The organism is Citrobacter amalonaticus, from assembly GCF_018252635.1.
In the GTDB taxonomy this organism is placed as follows: domain Bacteria; phylum Pseudomonadota; class Gammaproteobacteria; order Enterobacterales; family Enterobacteriaceae; genus Citrobacter_A; species Citrobacter_A amalonaticus_E.
In genome coordinates this window covers 627,346-646,526 of record NZ_JAGTXM010000002.1, presented here as the reverse complement: position 1 = coordinate 646,526, position 19,181 = coordinate 627,346, and the positions used below count along the sequence as shown (strand labels likewise).

16 protein-coding genes are annotated in these 19,181 nt (G+C 53.6%); 6 read left to right on the top strand and 10 right to left on the bottom strand.

Annotated elements, in window-relative coordinates; all coding sequences use genetic code 11:
• Positions 1-62: 62 nt before the first annotated feature.
• Positions 63-1,421, top strand: a complete 1,359-nt coding sequence (gene rhlE / locus KE671_RS07520; RefSeq protein WP_206162404.1) for an ATP-dependent RNA helicase RhlE — start codon at positions 63-65, stop codon at positions 1,419-1,421.
• 217 nt (positions 1,422-1,638) lie between these two features.
• Here the strand turns inward: rhlE and KE671_RS07515 are convergent, their stop codons facing one another.
• Complete coding sequence (locus tag KE671_RS07515) at positions 1,639-2,373, bottom strand: GntR family transcriptional regulator (RefSeq protein ID WP_206162403.1); 735 nt, start codon at positions 2,371-2,373, stop codon at positions 1,639-1,641.
• Positions 2,374-2,575: 202 nt separating this feature from the next.
• Between KE671_RS07515 and pcaB the strand changes: the two genes are divergently transcribed.
• From pcaB to dinG, 3 genes are all read left to right on the top strand, one after another.
• Positions 2,576-3,928 (top strand): 3-carboxy-cis,cis-muconate cycloisomerase, encoded by a 1,353-nt coding sequence (gene pcaB / locus KE671_RS07510; protein ID WP_206162402.1) that lies wholly within the window; start codon positions 2,576-2,578, stop codon positions 3,926-3,928.
• Positions 3,929-3,961: 33 nt separating this feature from the next.
• Positions 3,962-5,383: a DASS family sodium-coupled anion symporter gene (locus KE671_RS07505; RefSeq protein ID WP_206162401.1), complete on the top strand. Its 1,422-nt coding sequence runs from the start codon at positions 3,962-3,964 to the stop codon at positions 5,381-5,383.
• A gap of 197 nt (positions 5,384-5,580) precedes the next feature.
• A complete protein-coding gene (dinG, locus tag KE671_RS07500) occupies positions 5,581-7,758 on the top strand; it encodes an ATP-dependent DNA helicase DinG (RefSeq protein WP_206162400.1) in 2,178 nt (725 codons plus the stop codon).
• Here the strand turns inward: dinG and KE671_RS07495 are convergent.
• The 5 genes from KE671_RS07495 to KE671_RS07475 all read right to left on the bottom strand — a co-directional run bounded on the left by KE671_RS07495 (position 7,745) and on the right by KE671_RS07475 (position 13,109).
• Complete coding sequence (locus tag KE671_RS07495; protein WP_206162399.1) at positions 7,745-8,248, bottom strand: fimbrial protein; 504 nt, start codon at positions 8,246-8,248, stop codon at positions 7,745-7,747. The genes dinG and KE671_RS07495 overlap by 14 nt on opposite strands.
• Complete coding sequence (locus KE671_RS07490) at positions 8,245-9,237, bottom strand: fimbrial protein (RefSeq protein ID WP_206162779.1); 993 nt, start codon at positions 9,235-9,237, stop codon at positions 8,245-8,247. Before KE671_RS07490 ends, KE671_RS07495 begins: the two co-directional genes overlap by 4 nt.
• A 20-nt stretch (positions 9,238-9,257) precedes the next feature.
• Positions 9,258-11,801, bottom strand: a complete 2,544-nt coding sequence (locus KE671_RS07485) for a fimbria/pilus outer membrane usher protein (RefSeq protein ID WP_206162398.1) — start codon at positions 11,799-11,801, stop codon at positions 9,258-9,260.
• A gap of 29 nt (positions 11,802-11,830) precedes the next feature.
• Positions 11,831-12,505, bottom strand: coding sequence for a fimbrial biogenesis chaperone (locus KE671_RS07480; protein WP_206162397.1), 675 nt, complete (start codon positions 12,503-12,505; stop codon positions 11,831-11,833).
• A gap of 67 nt (positions 12,506-12,572) precedes the next feature.
• On the bottom strand, positions 12,573-13,109 hold the full coding sequence (locus KE671_RS07475; RefSeq protein ID WP_206162396.1) for a fimbrial protein: 537 nt from the start codon (positions 13,107-13,109) through the stop codon (positions 12,573-12,575).
• A 247-nt stretch (positions 13,110-13,356) separates the two neighbouring features.
• On the opposite strand from KE671_RS07475, the gene ybiB reads away from it, so the two are divergent.
• The gene (gene ybiB / locus KE671_RS07470) at positions 13,357-14,325 is read left to right on the top strand and encodes a DNA-binding protein YbiB (protein ID WP_206162395.1); all 969 of its coding nucleotides are present in this window, start codon (positions 13,357-13,359) and stop codon (positions 14,323-14,325) included.
• Between the two features lie 108 nt (positions 14,326-14,433).
• On the opposite strand, the gene ybiJ is transcribed toward ybiB, so the two are convergent.
• From ybiJ to mcbA, 3 genes are all read right to left on the bottom strand, one after another.
• Entirely contained in the window at positions 14,434-14,694 is a 261-nt protein-coding gene (gene ybiJ, locus KE671_RS07465; protein ID WP_206162394.1) for a DUF1471 family protein YbiJ, read from the bottom strand.
• Positions 14,695-14,979: 285 nt separating this feature from the next.
• Positions 14,980-15,246 (bottom strand): DksA/TraR family C4-type zinc finger protein, encoded by a 267-nt coding sequence (locus tag KE671_RS07460; RefSeq protein ID WP_043001279.1) that lies wholly within the window; start codon positions 15,244-15,246, stop codon positions 14,980-14,982.
• 120 nt (positions 15,247-15,366) lie between these two features.
• Positions 15,367-15,627, bottom strand: a complete 261-nt coding sequence (gene mcbA, locus KE671_RS07455; RefSeq protein WP_206162393.1) for a DUF1471 family periplasmic protein McbA — start codon at positions 15,625-15,627, stop codon at positions 15,367-15,369.
• A gap of 286 nt (positions 15,628-15,913) precedes the next feature.
• Between mcbA and rlmF the strand changes: the two genes are divergently transcribed.
• Positions 15,914-16,840: a 23S rRNA (adenine(1618)-N(6))-methyltransferase RlmF gene (gene rlmF, locus KE671_RS07450; RefSeq protein ID WP_206162392.1), complete on the top strand. Its 927-nt coding sequence runs from the start codon at positions 15,914-15,916 to the stop codon at positions 16,838-16,840.
• On the opposite strand, the gene ybiO is transcribed toward rlmF, so the two are convergent.
• Complete coding sequence (gene ybiO, locus KE671_RS07445) at positions 16,837-19,077, bottom strand: mechanosensitive channel protein (protein WP_206162391.1); 2,241 nt, start codon at positions 19,075-19,077, stop codon at positions 16,837-16,839. The genes rlmF and ybiO overlap by 4 nt on opposite strands.
• Positions 19,078-19,181 lie beyond the last annotated feature (104 nt).

Below are 19,181 nucleotides of genomic sequence, written 5' to 3'. Positions count from 1 at the left end.
CCAAATTGTATGTATCTCCCTGAAAACGACACCGGGAACGGTCGGGGCGGTCCGGAGTAGTTATGTCTTTTGATTCCCTGGGTTTAAATCCTGATATTCTGCGCGCGATTGCCGAGCAGGGTTACCGTGAACCTACCCCTATTCAGCAGCAGGCAATCCCTGCCGTGCTGGAAGGTCGTGATCTGATGGCGAGTGCGCAAACCGGCACGGGTAAAACCGCAGGCTTTACCCTGCCGTTGCTTCAGCACCTCATTACCAAACAGCCGCATGCGAAAGGGCGTCGCCCGGTACGTGCGCTGATCCTGACGCCGACGCGTGAACTGGCGGCGCAGATTGGGGAAAACGTTCGTGATTACAGCAAGTATCTGAACATCCGTTCGCTGGTGGTTTTTGGCGGCGTGAGTATTAACCCACAGATGATGAAACTGCGTGGTGGCGTCGATGTGCTGGTGGCAACGCCGGGCCGCCTGCTGGATCTGGAACATCAGAACGCGGTGAAGCTCGACCAGATTGAGATTCTGGTGCTGGATGAAGCGGACCGTATGCTTGATATGGGCTTTATTCACGACATTCGCCGTGTTTTAGCGAAATTGCCGGCGAAACGTCAGAACCTGCTGTTTTCCGCGACGTTCTCTGATGACATTAAAGCACTGGCTGAAAAGCTGTTGCATAACCCGCTGGAAATTGAAGTGGCGCGTCGCAACACGGCGTCTGAGCAGGTGACGCAGCACGTTCATTTTGTCGATAAGAAACGCAAGCGCGAACTGCTGTCGCAAATGATCGGTCAGGGCAACTGGCAGCAGGTGCTGGTCTTTACCCGCACCAAACACGGCGCCAACCACCTGGCGGAACAGCTCAACAAAGACGGTATCCGCAGCGCGGCGATTCACGGAAACAAGAGCCAGGGGGCGCGTACCCGTGCGCTGGCGGATTTTAAATCAGGCGATATTCGCGTGCTGGTGGCGACTGACATCGCAGCGCGTGGTCTGGACATCGAAGAGCTGCCGCACGTGGTGAACTACGAGCTGCCGAACGTTCCGGAAGATTATGTGCACCGTATCGGTCGTACCGGTCGTGCTGCGGCGACGGGTGAAGCGCTGTCGCTGGTGTGTGTTGATGAACACAAACTGCTGCGTGATATTGAAAAGCTGCTGAAAAAAGAGATCCCGCGTATTACTACGCCGGGCTATGAGCCGGATCCATCGATTAAAGCAGAACCGATTCAGAATGGTCGCCAGCAGCGTAGCGGCGGCGGTCGAGGGCGTGGTCAGGGGACGGGTCGCGCTCAGCAACCGCGCCGTCAGGACGGTGGCGCGCCAAAAGTCGGCGCTAAACCTTCACGCCGCACAGGCGATGCGAAACTGGCAGGCGAAAAGCCCCGTCCGCCGCGTCGTCCACGCAGAATTACGCCAGTACAGTAAGCCGTTTGGCAGGCGTCCAGGAGAATATGTTCATAAGGTGATGGGCTACGTTCACTTTATGTTCACTGCTTCATGGTGACATTTGCACCTGTGAACGTGTTAAGGAGGCGGCGAAGAGCCTCCCTTGCACGTTCACAGGTAGAGATATTCCAGAGAAAAAGTGGACGTAAGGTGAACGTAAACCATCACCGATGGTGGCATGCGAATATAACCCCCCTCACTCCCCGGAATTCTGCGATTTCAACACAATAGAGCAGGTATACCTTCCCGCCGGGTGAATCGAAATGGTGGTCTCAAACACCTTTCCGTCACGATCCCGATAGCGACGTACAATGCGCATCGCCGGAGAGTCAGGCTCGACATTCAGTAGCTTCGCGATTTTCTTCGGTACGCCAACGGCGGTGATCGTCTGATGCACTTCGTGACTCTTAATTCCGTAGTGCGTTTCGATCAGATCGCTTATCAGTGAGTGCGGGTCGTCGCGGATAAACGTGCGCAGCCGGGAGTAATCGGTGCTGGCGTAACTGTCCGTCCAGCAAATAGGCGCTTGCGGGTTTTGCGCATCTTCGCGAATACTGGCGATATGTAGCCAACGTGAGCCGGGCGGGCAATCTATCAGTTGGGAGAGCTCAATATCCGCCACAATCTCATCGATCTTCTTAATTACCCGCAGGTTGTTTTTTGCTAACAGCAGCAGATCTTCCAGATGCGAGAGCGGATGGTTAACCCCGCTCGCCTGCGGTTCGCATACGCGCGTGCCGGCGCCTTTACGTCGCGAAATCAACCCCTGTTCCGTTAATTCCCGCAGTGCTTCGCGCATGGTATGACGACTCACTTGCCAGGTTTCGCACAGTTCCATTTCTGTCGGAAACAGTGAACCGGGTGGGTAAGTTCCCGTCGATATTTGATGGGCCAGTTCACGGGCTATCCGCTTGTACAGAGATTCTTTCATCGCAGTTTCGTCAAATAATTAATGATCACAGTCACAAAAATGGGTACGGACTATTCCCTACATTCGTCATGATTATTATAAATGTCCGTACATTTCAAATGTACGGACATTTATGTATGTTCGGACATTTTTGTTATCCCGGTTGCGTTGTAAACCGGGTCAGACGCTCATCTTATCATTATCAGATTGAACCGGGGGATTTATGGCTTCGAATGTAATGGATTCTGTTTTATTTAGAGATTCTTTTGGTACACCGGCAATGCGTGCGGTGTTTGATGACTACGAACTCATTCGCAAGTATGTCGAAGTGGAGGTGGCGCTCGCCAAAGCGCAGGCGCGTTGTGGGGTTATCCCGGAAGCGGCAGCCAAAGAGATCGCCGAAAAGTGTAATGCCGATACGCTGGATTTCGATTTGCTGCGCCATGAGACGGAAATCGTCGGTTATCCGATCCTGCCGCTTGTGCACCAGATTTCAAAGCAGGCCGGAGAGTCTGGCGGCTATGTGCACTGGGGGGCGACGACGCAGGACATTATGGACACGGCAGTGGTGCTGCAAATCCGTGACGCCTTTGAACTGATCGAGGCGGATATGAACCGGTTGCGTGCGACATTGGCTGACCTGGCGCTGCGCTATCGGGATACACCGATGGCCGGACGTACCCACTTACAGCAGGCGCTGCCGGTGACTTTTGGCTATAAAGCTGCCATCTGGCTGGACATGTTTGAACGCCACGCCGAACGACTGCAACAGGCGCGTCCGCGTGTGCTGGTCGGTGAATTTGCCGGGGCTGCCGGAACGCTGGCATCGCTGGGTGATAAAGGATTGCCGGTACAAAAAGCGCTGATGGAAGAGTTAGGTCTTAACGTTCCGACCTCCACCTGGCACGTCGCGCGCGACGGCTTCGCCGAAGCAGTGAATCTGCTGGCGGTCATCACCGGTTCGCTAGGAAAAATTGCATATGACGTGATGCTGATGGCGTCGAACGAGTTTGGCGAACTGTATGAACCGTTCGTAAAAGGGCGCGGCGCCAGCAGCACGATGCCGCAAAAACGTAACCCTATCTCCAGCGAACTGATGCTGGCCTGCGCGAAGGGCGTTCGCCAACAGGCCGGATTGATGCTGGATGCGATGGTTCAGGATCTGGAGCGCGCCACTGGACCGTGGCACGCGGAATGGATTGCTATCCCGGAAAGTTTCGTCCTGAGCGCAGGGGCGCTGCATCAGGCCAACTTTATGCTGGCAGGACTGGAGGTCGATGAAGCCGCGATGGCGCGCAATCTGGGAATGACCAATGGGCTGATTGTAGCCGAAGCCGTAATGATGGGGCTGGCTCCGTACATCGGTCGTCAGGATGCTCACGATGTGGTGTATGACGCCTGCCGCATCGTCAATGAAAAGGGCGGTCATCTGGCTGATGTACTGAACGCCATGCCGACCGTCGCGCAACGGCTGGATCCGCAACTGATTAACCAACTGACCGACCCGGCCAATTATCTGGGCATGGCACCGGAGATGGTCGATCAGGTGCTTGCCAAATATCAGTCACGGAAATGAACGTTCTCGTGCTAACGGAATAAGGATATGGCTATGTCTACAAATTCTGTCGCGGGAAAGAAACTTCTCTCATTTCTGATCCCGCTGGTAATCGGTGTCGTCATTTGGTTTATTCCCGTTCCTGATGGGTTAACGCCGGCGGCCTGGCATATGTTTGCGATTTTTGCCGCGACCATCGCGGCGATTCTGACCCAACCGCTCCCTTCGGGGGCGGTCATGCTGATTGCGCTTTGCGTGGTCATCTTTAGCAAAACGTTGACTGAAGCGAAGGCGCTGTCGGGCTTTGCCTCTGGCACGGTATGGCTGATTTTCTGTGCCTACGTGCTCTCGCTGGGGTTTGTTACTTCCGGACTGGGGAAACGTATTGCCTATAAAATGCTGTCGCTGTTTGGTGGCAGTAGCCTGGGGATCGCCTATTCGCTTGGCGTTTCCGACCTGATTATGGCCCCGGCGATGCCTTCCGTGACGGCGCGTTCTGGCGGGATTATTTTCCCTATCGCCCGCTCAATCAACGACGTGCTCGGTTCGGCACCCGGCGTGACCGGCAAGCGGATTGGCGATTTCTTAACGATGGTCTGCTTTCAGTTCACGCCGATCACCGGGGCGATATTTTTAACGGGGATGGCGGCGAACCCGCTGGTGGCAAGCCTGGCAAAATCCACGCTGGGTCTGGAGATCACCTGGGGCGGCTGGTTTATTTCCGCGGTAGTGCCGGCGATGGTTTGTTTTTGCCTGATGCCGCTGCTGGTCTACAAGCTGTTGGATCCGGAACTGAAGCATACACCGGAAGCCAAAGCGATGGGCAAACAGTCGCTGAGTGAACTGGGCGGCATGAGCAGTAATGAGAAAAAAGTAGCCATCGGCTTTGTGCTGGCGCTGGTGGGGTGGGGAACCAGCCTGATAACCGGAATTTCTGCGACCTCCGTAGGACTGGGGCTGGCGGCATATCTGTTTGCGACGGGGGCGGTGAGCTGGAAAAGTCTCCTTAACGACCATGCGGCCTGGGACACTGTAATCTGGTTCAGCGTGATCATCAGCCTGGCGACGGGACTGGCGGATCTGGGATTCATCAAATGGATGACGGTAAAACTGGGCAGCGGGATTCAGGGGTTTGGCGCGATGGAAGCCTTTATCGTGCTCGGCGTCCTGTACATCTACGTCCATTACCTGTTTGCGACCGCTACGGGGCACGTTGCCGCGCTATACGCGCCATTTGCCGCCACGGCGATTGCCGCTGGCGCACCGCCGATGATGGTGGCTATCTGCTTCGGTATCTTCAGTAACCTGATGTGGGGAAATACTGAGTACGGCGGCGGACCCGGCCCTATCTACTTTGCGCAAGGCTATTTTGAGCGACCACGGTTTTACCGAATCAATCTGTGCGTGGTGACCTTTAATGTGATCATCATTTTTGCTGTTGGTATGTTGTGGTGGAAGCTGCTGGGCTACTATTAAGCTTCAGCGCCGTTGCCTGATGGCGCTGCGCTTATCCGGCCTACGCGCTATAAACGTAGGCCGGATAAGGCGCAAGCCGTCATCCGGCAATTCCCTCTCAGTTGCGAAGCGCTTCCCACTACTGGCAAAAAAGGTACGTCCCGAGCCTGAAATGTGCCACAATAGTGGCTGTTTATACAGTGTTTCAGGTTTTCTCAATGGCATTGACCGCTGCGCTTAAGGCGCAAATCGCCGCCTGGTATAAGGCGCTTCAGGAACAGATCCCCGACTTTATCCCCCGCGCGCCGCAGCGGCAGATGATTGCTGATGTTGCAAAAACGCTTACCGGGGAAGAGGGGCGCCATCTGGCGATTGAAGCCCCCACCGGAGTGGGGAAAACCCTGTCCTATCTTATCCCCGGCATTGCCATTGCGCGGGAAGAGCAAAAAACGCTGGTGGTCAGTACCGCCAATGTGGCGTTGCAGGATCAGATCTACAGTAAAGATTTGCCGCTACTGCGCAAAATCATTCCCGATCTTCGCTTTACCGCCGCATTTGGTCGTGGACGTTATGTGTGTCCGCGAAACCTGACGGCGATGGCGAGTACCGAACCGACGCAACAGGATCTGCTCGCGTTTCTTGACGATGAGCTTACGCCGAACAATCAGGAAGAACAGAAGCGCTGCGCCAGGCTGAAAAATGATCTCGACAGCTACAAGTGGGACGGCCTTCGCGATCATACGGATATCGCCATTGACGACGATCTCTGGCGACGACTGAGCACCGATAAAGCCAGTTGTCTGAACCGCAACTGCCATTACTATCGCGAGTGTCCGTTTTTTGTGGCGCGCCGGGAGATTCAGGAAGCAGAAGTGGTGGTGGCAAACCATGCATTGGTGATGGCGGCGATGGAGAGTGAAGCGGTGCTACCGGACCCGAAAAACCTGCTGCTGGTGCTCGATGAAGGCCATCACCTGCCGGACGTCGCCCGCGATGCGCTGGAAATGAGCGCGGAAATTACTGCGCCCTGGTATCGCCTGCAACTGGATCTGTTCAGCAAACTGGTGGCGACCTGCATGGAGCAGTTTCGTCCCAAAACCACGCCGCCGTTAGCCAGTCCGGAGCGTCTGAACAGCCACTGCGAAGAGCTGTACGAGCTTATTGCGTCACTCAACCATATTCTCAATTTATATATGCCTGCTGGTCAGGAAGCGGAGCACCGCTTTGCGATGGGAGAGTTGCCCGCTGAAGTAATGGAAATTTGCCAGCGTCTGGCAAAACTGACGGAAACGTTACGTGGTCTGGCTGAACTGTTTTTAAACGATCTCAGTGAGAAAACCGGCAGCCATGACATTGTTCGTCTGCACCGTATCATTTTGCAAATGAACCGCGCGCTGGGAATGTTTGAAGCGCAAAGTAAGCTGTGGCGACTGGCTTCGCTTGGCCAGTCGTCTGGTGCGCCGGTGTCGAAATGGACGACACGCGATGTGCGTGACGGACAGCCTCACGTCTGGTTTCATTGCGTGGGTATTCGCGTGAGCGATCAGCTTGAAAGGCTACTCTGGCGCAGTGTGCCGCATATTATCGTCACTTCCGCCACGTTGCGTTCGCTCAACAGCTTTTCGCGTCTGCAGGAGATGAGCGGCCTGAAGGAAAAAGCCGGAGACCGCTTCGTCGCGCTCGATTCGCCGTTTAACCATGTTGAACAGGGTAAAATCGTCATCCCGCGGATGCGCTACGAACCCTTGATCGATAACGAAGAACAACATATCGCGGAGATGGCTGCTTATTTCCGCGAACAATTAGAAAGTAAAAAACATACCGGTATGTTAGTGCTGTTTGCCAGTGGACGCGCGATGCAACGCTTTCTGGAACACGTCACCGATCTGCGTTTGCTGCTGCTGGTTCAGGGCGATCAGCCGCGCTACCGGTTGGTGGAACTGCATCGCAAGCGGGTGGAAAACGGCGAGCGTAGCGTGCTGGTCGGATTGCAGTCTTTTGCCGAGGGGTTGGATCTGAAAGGCGATTTACTCAGCCAGGTACATATCCACAAAATTGCGTTTCCACCCATCGACAGCCCGGTGGTGATCACCGAAGGCGAGTGGCTTAAAAGCCTCAATCGCTATCCGTTCGAAGTGCAAAGCCTGCCAGCCGCCTCGTTCAATCTTATTCAGCAGGTCGGGCGCCTGATCCGTAGCCACGGTTGCTGGGGAGAGGTGGTAATTTACGACAAGCGTTTGTTAACAAAAAACTACGGTCAGCGGTTGCTGAATGCGTTACCGGTGTTTCCAATTGAACAACCTGATGTACCCGAAGTAAAAAAACGCCCGGCAACACTGACCGCCGGGCGTAAAAAAAGCCTCCGTGCTAAGAGGCGTGGTTCTACTGGTAAATAAACGTGACCTGTACCACGCTACTGAACGTTCCTGCCGTGACGGGCAATGAGGTGGCGTAATAGCGGGCGGCCAGCGGGAAATCCGCCGTGTGGTCGTTTTGGTTAATCAATACGCTGAAGCTGGCGTCCGGGGCAAGCGAGATCTGATCCTGCGGGTCGGCAAGCTCCAGCGCCAGCCCTTTCGCGGTTCCGGTGCTGGCGAATTTAGTCGGATGTATGCTGTCCGGCTGACCGTGAAAGGTGGCCGTGGCCAGCACGGCTGTGTTTGGGCATTTTGACAGGGTTAAGTCGAACGATTTCCACGTTCCGGTATCGCCCACATCTTTAAAATCGCCGGTATTCGCTTTGCCCAGATTGACCGTCAGGTTCTGGCTGGCGCTGTCCACCTGGCAGGCGTTTGCATAAATATTTCCGCGAATATTGACCTGAATCTCTTCTGCCTGGCTATAACAGGACAGTCCAAGCAGCAAAATAGTTATCAGTGTTTTCATTGGTAGGCCACCGTGATGGTTGCGACGGCGTTAGCCGTTCCCGGCGTGACCTCCGCGCTGGTTTGCTCGTAAGAGACGCTGAAGGGATATTGCGACTGGATATTGGCATAGGTGGTAAAGGTGTTCATATATTGCCCGAAAGCCGGTATCTGACCGTTAAAGAGTATTTTCACTCCCACCCCTGTCGCCACGCCGCTTTCCGGCGTTAGTTTGATCACGCCGGGATAATTCGTTTCATAGCCATTGGCGCTGGCGATCATCATTTCCGGCTGTACATCCTGATCGCAGAGCATGCCAATATTGAATATCGACTGGGAAACCACGGTTCCCGGTGCGGTAAAGCGGCTCACCGGAAAATCACCCAGCGTGACGGTCAGGGATTTGGGCGATACGTTACAGGTCACTGCTTTCACCTGAACATTGCCTGAGTAAGAGAGGGTATTAGGTTCACCTACGCCCTCAAGGCGTGAAACGGCAATGTTGAACTGCGTATTACTCATCGTCAGCGAGCCAGAGGCGACGGTCTCGTTGGTTTTCACCAGTTCCAGCGTCACGTCAAAGCTAAAAGAGAGTGAACTGTCGCTGTTCATCGTACCGGAGACCTGGCCTATGGGCGTGTTCGCCGAACAAACCTGGTCCGCCGCGCCCGTCACGCGCTGTCCTTTATCATTTCTCAGTGAGATGCCGACGCCAGCGACGCCCGTTTCATAGACGCCGGGGATCCCCGGAATCTCTTTACCGAAGCCGTTGTAGCACGCGATGATGGGTTGACCCGCATCCGGCGCGTAGTAGCAGTTTCCCGATACGTGGACGGCGTGTTCCGTTCCGGGGATGGTCGACCCCACTGGCAAGCTGGTGGGGACCGAGATCGATGCCAGTGACAATAGCGCCGGTAGGTTCGGCGTCTGACACGAGGCCTTCGCGTGCGGCATAAAGAGTGCTGCCGTCGCCAGAACCAAAAGTAAGAAAAACGATTTTGCTATCTGCATCATGTCCGGTCCGGTATTAATCAATGGCACTGCGCGGCAGCGTTAATAATGTTGGTTTCATCTTTTCCTTCCGTCAGGGCGTAATCGGCGACGCAATGCTCGCTCGCCTCCTTGCCCCAGGAGACGAAAAGGCGTCCCTGCTGCGGCATGCCGGTGAGATACACCTGGCCATCGTTGCCGACGATAAATTCGCTACTTTTGTCTTCCGTGGTGACCGTTGCGCCGAAGGGCAGCGGCTTGTCATTCCAGGCCAGCGTCATTAAGACGCGGTTGCCGACGCGGGTGTCAAAGCTGGCGCGAACCACCGCGCCACGTGTTGGCGTTACCGTCTGTGAGGCATATGTGACGTCGGCATCTTCTGGCAGCGTCTCGGTATCCAGTGAAACCTGATTGTGACGCCACGGTGTTGCAAAGGGGACGAGGGTATAGCCGCGAGGATCCGTTTCCACACCGGTCTGATTCGCCACATGCGTGCCGTGCGTACCCGGCGCTTTGACTAGCACCATGGTTTCACCCAGGGTTTGACCAAAGGTAACGCCGTCAGCGTGGGCGACAATGCCTCCCTGAACGCCGGCACTCACGGTTTGCTGATGGCTGTCCTGGCTGACGCCACCGTGCACTTCGCCATAGGTGCCTTTGTAATCGGTATTCATGCTGGTGGCCGTATTGTTGTTAGCGCTGTCCAGACTTTGCTGCACGTTCCAGCTCAGGTTGTCATTCTCCAGCGCCGTACCGTTCAGGCCGAGGTTATGAGTGGTGCCATCTTTACCGTTGTTCAGACTGTAGTTAGCCCATGTGTTGTGCATCCAGTGGTCAAGAGGTACCGATATATTCAGGCTAATCTGGCGGTCATTACTGACCGATTTGCCATCTTCATCAGTGTCATAGCTGTTTTTATTGAAGCTGTAGCTGAGGCTGTAGCTTATCCCGTGCCAGCTATTGTTGTAGCTGGCGCTTAATGAAGTCATATCCTGATTCTGGGACCAGTAGCTCTCTTTCACCAGGCTTAGGGTCACTGAGCCCCAGTTATCGCCCAGAGGTTGGTCGATAGTGGCTTCTGCACGTGAGCGGCGTTGCTGCGGTGCAGACCAGTCGTTTGAGCTGGTCCAGGATTCCATCGTGTCCTGAAGGGTGTAAAACCCTTTGCTGTTATAACGGTAACCCGCCAGTGAAACATTAGTCCCGGTTACGGCAAAATTTTTGCTGTAGCGAACGCGCATGGACTGGCCTTTGCTGGTTTTGCGCTGTTTAAGCAGTGCTTTTGCACGAGTCACATCTACGGAGAATGCCCCCAGGTCGCCGAAGTTTTTCCCTGCGCCGAAGGCGGCGGAATGATAATGCGAACTCTGTTGTGTACCGCCGTAAACGGTCACGCCGTGGGACAGGCCGTAGATCGCGCTCCCTTGCGCGAAAGGCGTTTTCTCGACATCGCTATCGTAAGAACGGTAACGCCCGGCGGTCACGCTGTACTTCAGGTGTTTTTCTCGTTGCAGTACCGGCACAGAGGCAAACGGCACCACAAAATGACTTTCACTGCCATCGGTCTCTTTTACCGTCACGTTCAGATCGCCGCTGCTGCCGGTCGGATAGAGATCGTTAATCTCGAACGCGCCAGGAGCAACCGTGTTCTGGTAAATCACATAGCCGTTCTGACGAACGACCACCTGGGCGTTACTGTGCGCCGTGCCTCGTACTACGGGGGCGTAACCGCGCTCGCTGTCCGGCAGCATGTCGCTTTCAGAAGCCATCTGTGCGCCAGTGTATGAAATACTGTCAAACACGTCGGCCTGGGTATTACTCTGACCTACCGTCAGTTCACTTTTCAAACCGACGATATCGCGTTGTGCATAGGTATAAACGGGAGTCAACTTACCATCTTCTTTCCCGCCATCAGAGCTGTGATTCCAGGTGGTGTAATTTCGCACGCGCCAGGCTCCGGTGTTAAAGCCCGGACGCAGGTTAATGTACTGGTTACTGTTGTCCGCTTCCCCCGGCTGGCGGGCGCGGCTCTGACTGGCATTCGCACTGTAATTCAAAATGCCAGCAGTAATCCCTTCATCATATTCTTTCGGATCGATGTAGCCACGCGGTATCTGACCTAACGCGGATTGAGGAATACTGAGCAGAAGCTGCTGGTTTTTGACGCGAAAAGTCGCAGAGGCTGACGGGATTACACTAATATCCGCGCACTCTCCGGCGCCTGCCAGTTGCGGAAAGTTTTTCGTTTTGACACCAAGGTTTTTTAAATCATCGAGGCTTAAGCAAGGCTGCAGGGAATTCTTTCCCTGCGCATCTTTTTGTAATTTAAAAATAACGTCACGGGTGTCAATTTTATTATTATTGACAAACACGCTAACCTGATATTTACCTGGTGCCTGTCCCGGACCGCTTTCATAAACAGAAAGGTCGGTTTTACCCTGCTCCGGATTATCTATATCCAGCAGGGCAGGGTTAAAATAATCCTCAGCACTGGCTTGTAACGCAAAGCAGGTTACTACTACCCCAAAAAAGGTCGGCAGCAGTGCATGCAATCGGCGTGAAAGCGGTTTTTTTGTGCTGTACATGATTATTTAGTCGTCAAAGAGTGAATGTATTAACGAACGGGCGCAGACCAGGTTTTGCTGATACTGCCGAAATCAGTAATGACAGACCAGGAGACGGTTGAGCCGCCAGTATTGGCCGGAAGAGCAAAGTGACTTGCCGTTTTCGGTTTAGCCCAGGTGGCTTTCGTCACTTTTTTCCCATTCAGCGTCACGCTCTGGAAATTCATATAAAAAGGAGTGGGGTTATTCACTACCAGATCGTTACCTTCGCGGTGCCATTCAAGTTTATCGGCTACCTCTTCAGGTTTACCTTTGATAGCTGTCGGTCGATAGATTAATTTCATGCGGGTATTGATGGCGATTTGCAATGTATTTACCCCTTCCTGATGATTAGAGGAAGGAATAGCCTTAATATTTAGCCAGTACAATGACTCGCGATCTTCCGGGATATTTCCACCGGTACGAACCACGCGCAGCACGTTATCTTCTTTTGCGTTCAGGCGGAACAGCGGTGGGGTAATCAGAAAGGGGGCTTTATCACCTTTCTTAATACCGTTATCCACCCAGGACTGCACCAGGTAGTTAATATCGTCCGGATTGGAAATACCAATTGAAGACTCTTTTTTCTCTCCCTGATAGACCAGACGGGTGCCATTAATAATAACACCCGCATGGGCTGTTACTGTTGTCAGTAACAGTGCGCCTAATAAATAACTGTGTCGCATAGCTCTTTCTCAAAAAAGAGGAGATATTAGCCTTCTTGAGAAAACGAATATCTCCTGATTGATTGTATCAGTTATAAATAACAGTAAATGTAGAGACGGAGTTCGCCTGACCTGCGGTGACTGCGGCCTGGGTCTGAATATAACGTGCGCCGAACTCAAGGTTATTCACTGTGGTTCCGGCTGCTAACGGATATTGACGGGTAGGGGAGTAGAGGCTCACAGGTTGATTCGCTGAATCAACTAACTGAATCGCTACACCCGCTGCTGCGCCAGCACCCGGCGTTACCGCCAGAGTGGTGTTGTTATCCGCATCCGGCGTACCGCCAAAGTTAATCGCTGCGGCAGTCACCGTCTCAGGACAGTTTTTCAGCTGAATATCAAATTTTGTCAATGTGCTGGTAGACCCTGCCCCGGTAAAGACGGTTTTAGAGACTTTGCCTAACTGCACATTTAAGGGACTGCTTAATCCATTAACAACCTGACAAGCGGAATCAACGATTTCACCTGTGAAGTTAATCTGTCCTTCGCCGTTCGACGCTGCAAATGCGGATGATGAGCATCCGATTATTGCAGCAATCATTAAGCCAAATGTTACTTTGTTCATGTTAAATCCTGGTATTTTATTGTGAAAACTTTGCCTGGAAGTTTTCAGATGGAAACTTACTCATTGCCGAAGCGTATTAAACCAGAATGCGCAGAAATAATAATTTGCCAAAGAAATCACAAGTAATTTAAATAATGCTTGCGTTTTGAGAATGTTCTAAAAAACAAACAGTAGTATCGAAGATAAAAGACTATCAGTCAGGTCTTATGAGGGGCTATAGTGTGAAAAAGTCGTAAGGGGAGACATTATGGATTACCGCAACATTATTAAAGAGATTGGCCGGGGCAAAAACCACGCGCGCGATCTGGATCAGGACACCGCACGCGGTCTGTATACCCATATGCTCAATGGCGATGTCCCGGAACTGGAGATGGGCGGCGTACTCATTGCGTTGCGTATCAAAGGAGAAGGGGAAGCCGAGATGTTGGGCTTTTATGAGGCGATGCAAAACCATTCCATTAAGCTTACCCCGCCGGTTGCGAAGCCGATGCCGATTGTTATCCCCAGCTATAACGGCGCCCGCAAACAGGCGAACCTGACGCCGCTGCTGGCGATTTTATTGCACAAGCTGGGTTTTCCGGTAGTCGTGCATGGGGTGAGTGAAGATCCGACTCGCGTGCTGACGGAGACCATTTTCGAGCTGATGGGAATTGCGCCGACGCGTCATGCCGGACAGGCACAGGCGAAACTGGATGGACATCAGCCGGTCTTTATTCCGGTGAGTACGCTCTGCCCACCGCTGGAAAAACAGCTGGCCATGCGCTGGCGACTGGGCGTGCGTAACAGCGCACATACGTTGGCGAAGCTGGCAACGCCGTTTGCCGAAGACGCCGCGCTGCGTCTTGCCAGCGTGTCGCATCCGGAATATGTGCCGCGCGTAGCGAAATTCTTCAGTGATATTGGTGGGCGTGGGCTGTTGATGCACGGAACCGAAGGTGAGGTGTACGCCAATCCGCAACGCTGCCCGCAGATTAGCCTGATTGATAGCACTGGCACTCGGGTGCTACAGAGCCGACAAAGTGAAATGCCCGACGAACCTGTACCGCTGCCCGCAGCAAAGGATCCTGAGACGACCGCGCGCTGGATCGAACGCTGCCTGGCGGGAAGTGAGCCGGTACCGGCATCGTTGAAAATCCAGATGGCCTGTTGCCTGGTGGCAACGGCAGAAGTGGCAACACTCGAGGAAGGACTGGCGCGAGTGAACGACAGTTTTTAGCACGACAGATAAAAAAAAGCCCGTCCAGTGGCGGACGGGCAAATAAGGGTAATTCAGGTTCAATGAGGGTTGGAGCAGGGTGTCTGTTGGCAGCAGACGGGGTAAAACTTATTTGTAAATAACAGCGGTACCGCTCATTTTGTTGTTGTTGTTGGCAGAGGTGATGCTGTAACCGCTCGCGCCAGCTGCAGCGGCTTTCTCAGCCAGTTTTGCTTCCAGGCCGTCCAGTGTGGTTGCGCCTTCCGCAGAAACCACACCGATTTTATTCATGCTTTGCGCCTGAGCAGCCGTAACAGGTTCGGCAGCGAAAACGCCAAAAGACAGACCAGACAGGGCAACAGCGGCAACAGCATATTTGATAGTTTTCATTATTAATCTCTCGCAGGTTATTTATTAAGGAAGACGATGTTCCGTCGATGTGATGAGTATCACGCTTTTTTTCGAGAGATAAAATCGAAGAGAATTGACAACATTCATCAAAAAAATTGAACTACAAATAACTTATTGATTACTAATTAATTCGCGAGATGAATTTACGGTTCTTCGCAGTTCACTTTACAGTTGAGAGGAGAACGGCACATTTTGCTACGCAGAGTGCAATTTAACGTGAGCGTAAGCGAAACGGCATGTTCTTTATATCTGTGTAAACATAGGTCAACGTAGCTGGCTGTCTTTTGAACCTCTGCGATTATATCCCGTATAGGACGAATTTTGCGAATCTTTCTCCTGTTGGCAGTTAAGGCACAGCCTTACACCAGGCACCGCCTGTCGGCGGGCTTCAGGGATGGGATCTCCACATTCTTCACATTCATACAGGCTATCGCCGCGTGGAATTTCACCTCTTGCTCGCGCGACAGCATCTTCAATTGTACTGTTGATCTGTTCGTTCACAGCGTCATCATTTGCCCAACCAGAGGCCATAGCGATATTCTCCTCACGCTTTATCACAGAGGTCATTATAGCCAGGATGGGGTCAAAAATGGCTCATTCAAGAGGGGGGCCCGATAAGCGGCGTCGCTATCGGGCAGGTGGTGGGGAAGGTTACTTGTAAATGGTGGCAGTACCATACATCTGATTCTTACCGCCTGCGGAATTAACCACAAAGCCTTTCGCGCCTTGTTCTTGCGCTTTTTCCGCCAGTTTATCCTCCAGGTCGCTCAGGTTGGTGGCGCCAGTGGCAGAGACGGTACCTGACGCGCGTAGCGGACCAGTATCGGGACTGCTGAGTGGTTGTGCTGCCGATGCTGCGAAGGCCACACCAGCAAGCGTGGCGGAGACGAGTAATACGAGGCATTTTTTCATGATGCTCTCCTCAGTGAAACAACGTGTAGTGCCAGATAAGTGTAGGTCGTCAGTACGGCAGAAATGGCGTAAAAAATTGATGATGATCTGCTTAAAATTTGAACGAAAAATATTGACGTATGTTGACAAATCAATGACATAAATATCATTGATATTTGGGCGATTTGCACCACTTTGCCCCATTTCGCGCTCAGATTCGCTGCAGTGGAACTGCTGTTTCTCATCAACCCGGTTTACCGCGTTGCGTTATGCGGGTATCTTACGCCGCTGTTAAAAGGAGAATGCTATGTCCCCCCAGAAACCGGGCTTACACCCGCGCAACCGTCATCACAGTCGCTACGATCTTGCCACGCTCTGCAAAGGCACGCCCGAGCTGGCGCAGTATCTTGTCCTGACCCCCGCGGGCGAGCAAAGCGTTGATTTTGCCAATCCGCTGGCGGTCAAGGCGTTGAATAAGGCTCTGCTGGCGCATTTCTATGGGGTGGCAAACTGGGATATTCCTGAAGGGTTTTTGTGTCCGCCTGTGCCAGGGCGCGCAGATTACATTCATCATCTGGCCGATCTTCTTGCTGAGACGACGGGAAGTGTGCCAACCCAGGCCACGATCCTTGATGTTGGCGTGGGCGCGAACTGTATTTATCCGTTGATCGGCGTTCATGAGTATGGCTGGCGTTTCACAGGCAGTGAGACGCACGATCAGGCGTTAGCCAGCGCGCAGGCCATTATCAGCGCCAATCCGGGGCTGACGCGCGCCATTCGCCTGCGTCGACAGAAAACTCCTGCCGCTATCTTTAACGGCATTATTCATAAAAATGAGCAATATGACGCGACGCTGTGCAACCCGCCGTTCCACGACTCCGCCGCCTCTGCTCGTGCAGGAAGCGAGCGTAAACGCCGCAACCTCGGGCAGAGCAAAGATGATGCGCTGAACTTCGGCGGTCAGCAGCAGGAGCTGTGGTGCGAAGGGGGGGAAGTGGCGTTCATTAAAACGATGATTACCGAAAGCAAGGCCTTTGGCCGTCAGGTCATGTGGTTTACCACGCTGGTGTCACGCGGCGAAAACCTGCCGCCGCTCTATCGCTCGCTGACTGACGTGGGGGCGGTCAGGGTGGTGAAAAAAGAGATGGCCCAGGGACAAAAGCAGAGCCGCTTTATCGCCTGGACCTTTATGGATGACGACCAGCGCCGCCGATTTAGCACGCGTAAACGCTAGAGCGTCGGTTCGCCCGGTGGCTGCGACGCCGGTGCGGTCGGGGCTATCGGTGTCGTTGGCGTGGCGGGCAGTATCTGCCAGGTTTGCACCGGCGGGCGAATGCCAGCCAGGTCGAAATGTTTTTTCACCTGGCTGTCGAGTGCGAAGCGGACCGTCCACTGTTTCAGCGGCAGCGTGGTGAACGATACCCTCAGCGTAAATGCCGTGTTGGTTAATCCGACAATTCCGGCAAACGACGGTTCACCAATAATCAGCCCTCGAACATCTTCAGTTTCCATTACCGCAGCGACCGCCTCTTTTAGCGCCTGATTGGCCTTATCGGCATCTTCATGGCGATCCACATCGTAATTGGCGACCACCGAGCCAATGCCGCGGACAAAGTTGGCGAAGGTGGTGATCGATGACCACGGAATAATATGGTACGCCCCGGTGTCCTGACGTACACCAACGGAGCGAATCGACATGCGTTCTACCGTACCGGTTAACGGCCCGATAGTGACCAGATCGCCAGTATTCATGCCATTTTCAAACTGAATAAAGACCCCGGTAATTATATCTTTCACCAGCGTTTGCGCACCAAAAGAGATCGCCAGTCCCAGCGCCCCGGCCCCGGCCAACAGGGGGGCGATGTTTACGCCAATTTCCGACAGCACGATCATGATGGTGATGGTGCTGATGATTACCGCCAGCGCGTTACGAAACAACGTTAACAGCGTGCGGGTGCGTGCGCTGGGTAGGGGACGACCATGAATATCGGAGGCCAGCCGGTTCTCGATCAGGCTGGCAAGCAGCGTCCAGCCTACCGCGGAGAAGAACAGAATCAGCACGATGCGGATCAGAATGTCGACCGTCTTCTCACCGGCGCCGTTGTGCAGCCAGTTCCAGAAGTCGAACAGTCCCCATGCGTTTAACAACAACATGATGGCGACGCAGACCGTCAGGATCCGCGCCACGTTCAATGCGGTAGAAAGCCAACCGTTGAGCCGCTTTTGCAGTTCGGGATAATTACGCTGCGTATGCGGGGAGAGGGTAATGGTTTTGGCGATCCAGCGGGTAAGCATCCCGGAAACGAAAGCCGCAATGCCGACGATCGCCAGACTGCGCACCGTCGCCCCCATCATAAACTTCAGACTGTTGCCGGGGTCGAACAGGGAGAAGAAAAACAGCACGATGAAATAGGCGCTTGCCAGCCAGTGCCAGACCAGCGCAAAGGCGCGGATAAACAGGCTGAAAAAGGCCAGCGATCGTTCCGCCAGATTCAGCAGGTGTTGGGTGATCTCTTTCTTGTTGCGGAAGATTAGATACAGCGCCCACAGGGTGATACACAGCATGATGACCACGTTGGCCATCGCACCGACCTGTACGTTTACCTGATTGGAAATAATCGGAACAGCGACGATCAAACCATAGCCAATCAAACTGCTCAGCGAACTCAGTCGTCGGTTCCAGTAACGGGCACTGGTATCCTGAATGGTAAAAGGCCGCAGTTCCGCTACGTTCGGACAGAAGATCAGTCGCAGAATGGCTTTGAAAAATTCGATCAGTGCAAAGGCGTTCAGAAACAGCCCTTGCTGAAACGCGATGGTGCGGCTGCCAGCGTTCAGCCTGTCACTCAACAACTGGCCGACAAACAGGGTCAGCGCCAGCAAAAGCAGGTCGATAATAAACGCGCCAACGATCATTGATGGTAGTTGAATCCAGTTGCTGCGTTCGCGGTTTTTTTTCCGCGCCCAGTTACCCATTTTACGATATAGCGGCAACATACATAGACGGATCATCCAATAGAAACCGAACACCGCAGCGGCCAACATGAGAAAATGGCTGAGCGCATTATTGAAGGTCTGGCGGTTAAAGGGTTTGTGCGGGGCATCAGTGATGTTGCGATAGAGTTGGGCAAAGCGACCAGACAGCGCTTCGCCATAATGGCGGCTAAGATCGGTGACGTTTTCCAGCACCGTTTTTTCTTCAATGACCGCCGGTGGGGTGATTTTCGGTACCGGATCCGGCGGCGGTGTGGCGGCAACGGTACGCAACTGGTCAATCAACTCTTTGCGCGATGACTCATTTTCCAGTACGTCGGCCAGCGCCCCGTAGGCCGCTTTCTTTTGCTCGACATCAGGTTCGGGCGCAGGCGTTGTCTGTGCGTTAGCATCAGCGCCGGTTGTGACGCCGGGAATGGTCACCGCGTGGGATGGTGCGCCCAGCAGGCAACAGAGGATGAACAGGATCCACCGCATGACTCCTCCAGTGAGAAAACAGAACAAAGAGATAAGTATAGTGGCTGGAGGCGCGGCGATTCGAAATGGGAAGAGTCGTAGAGAAACCTCCCCTCCTGGCGGAA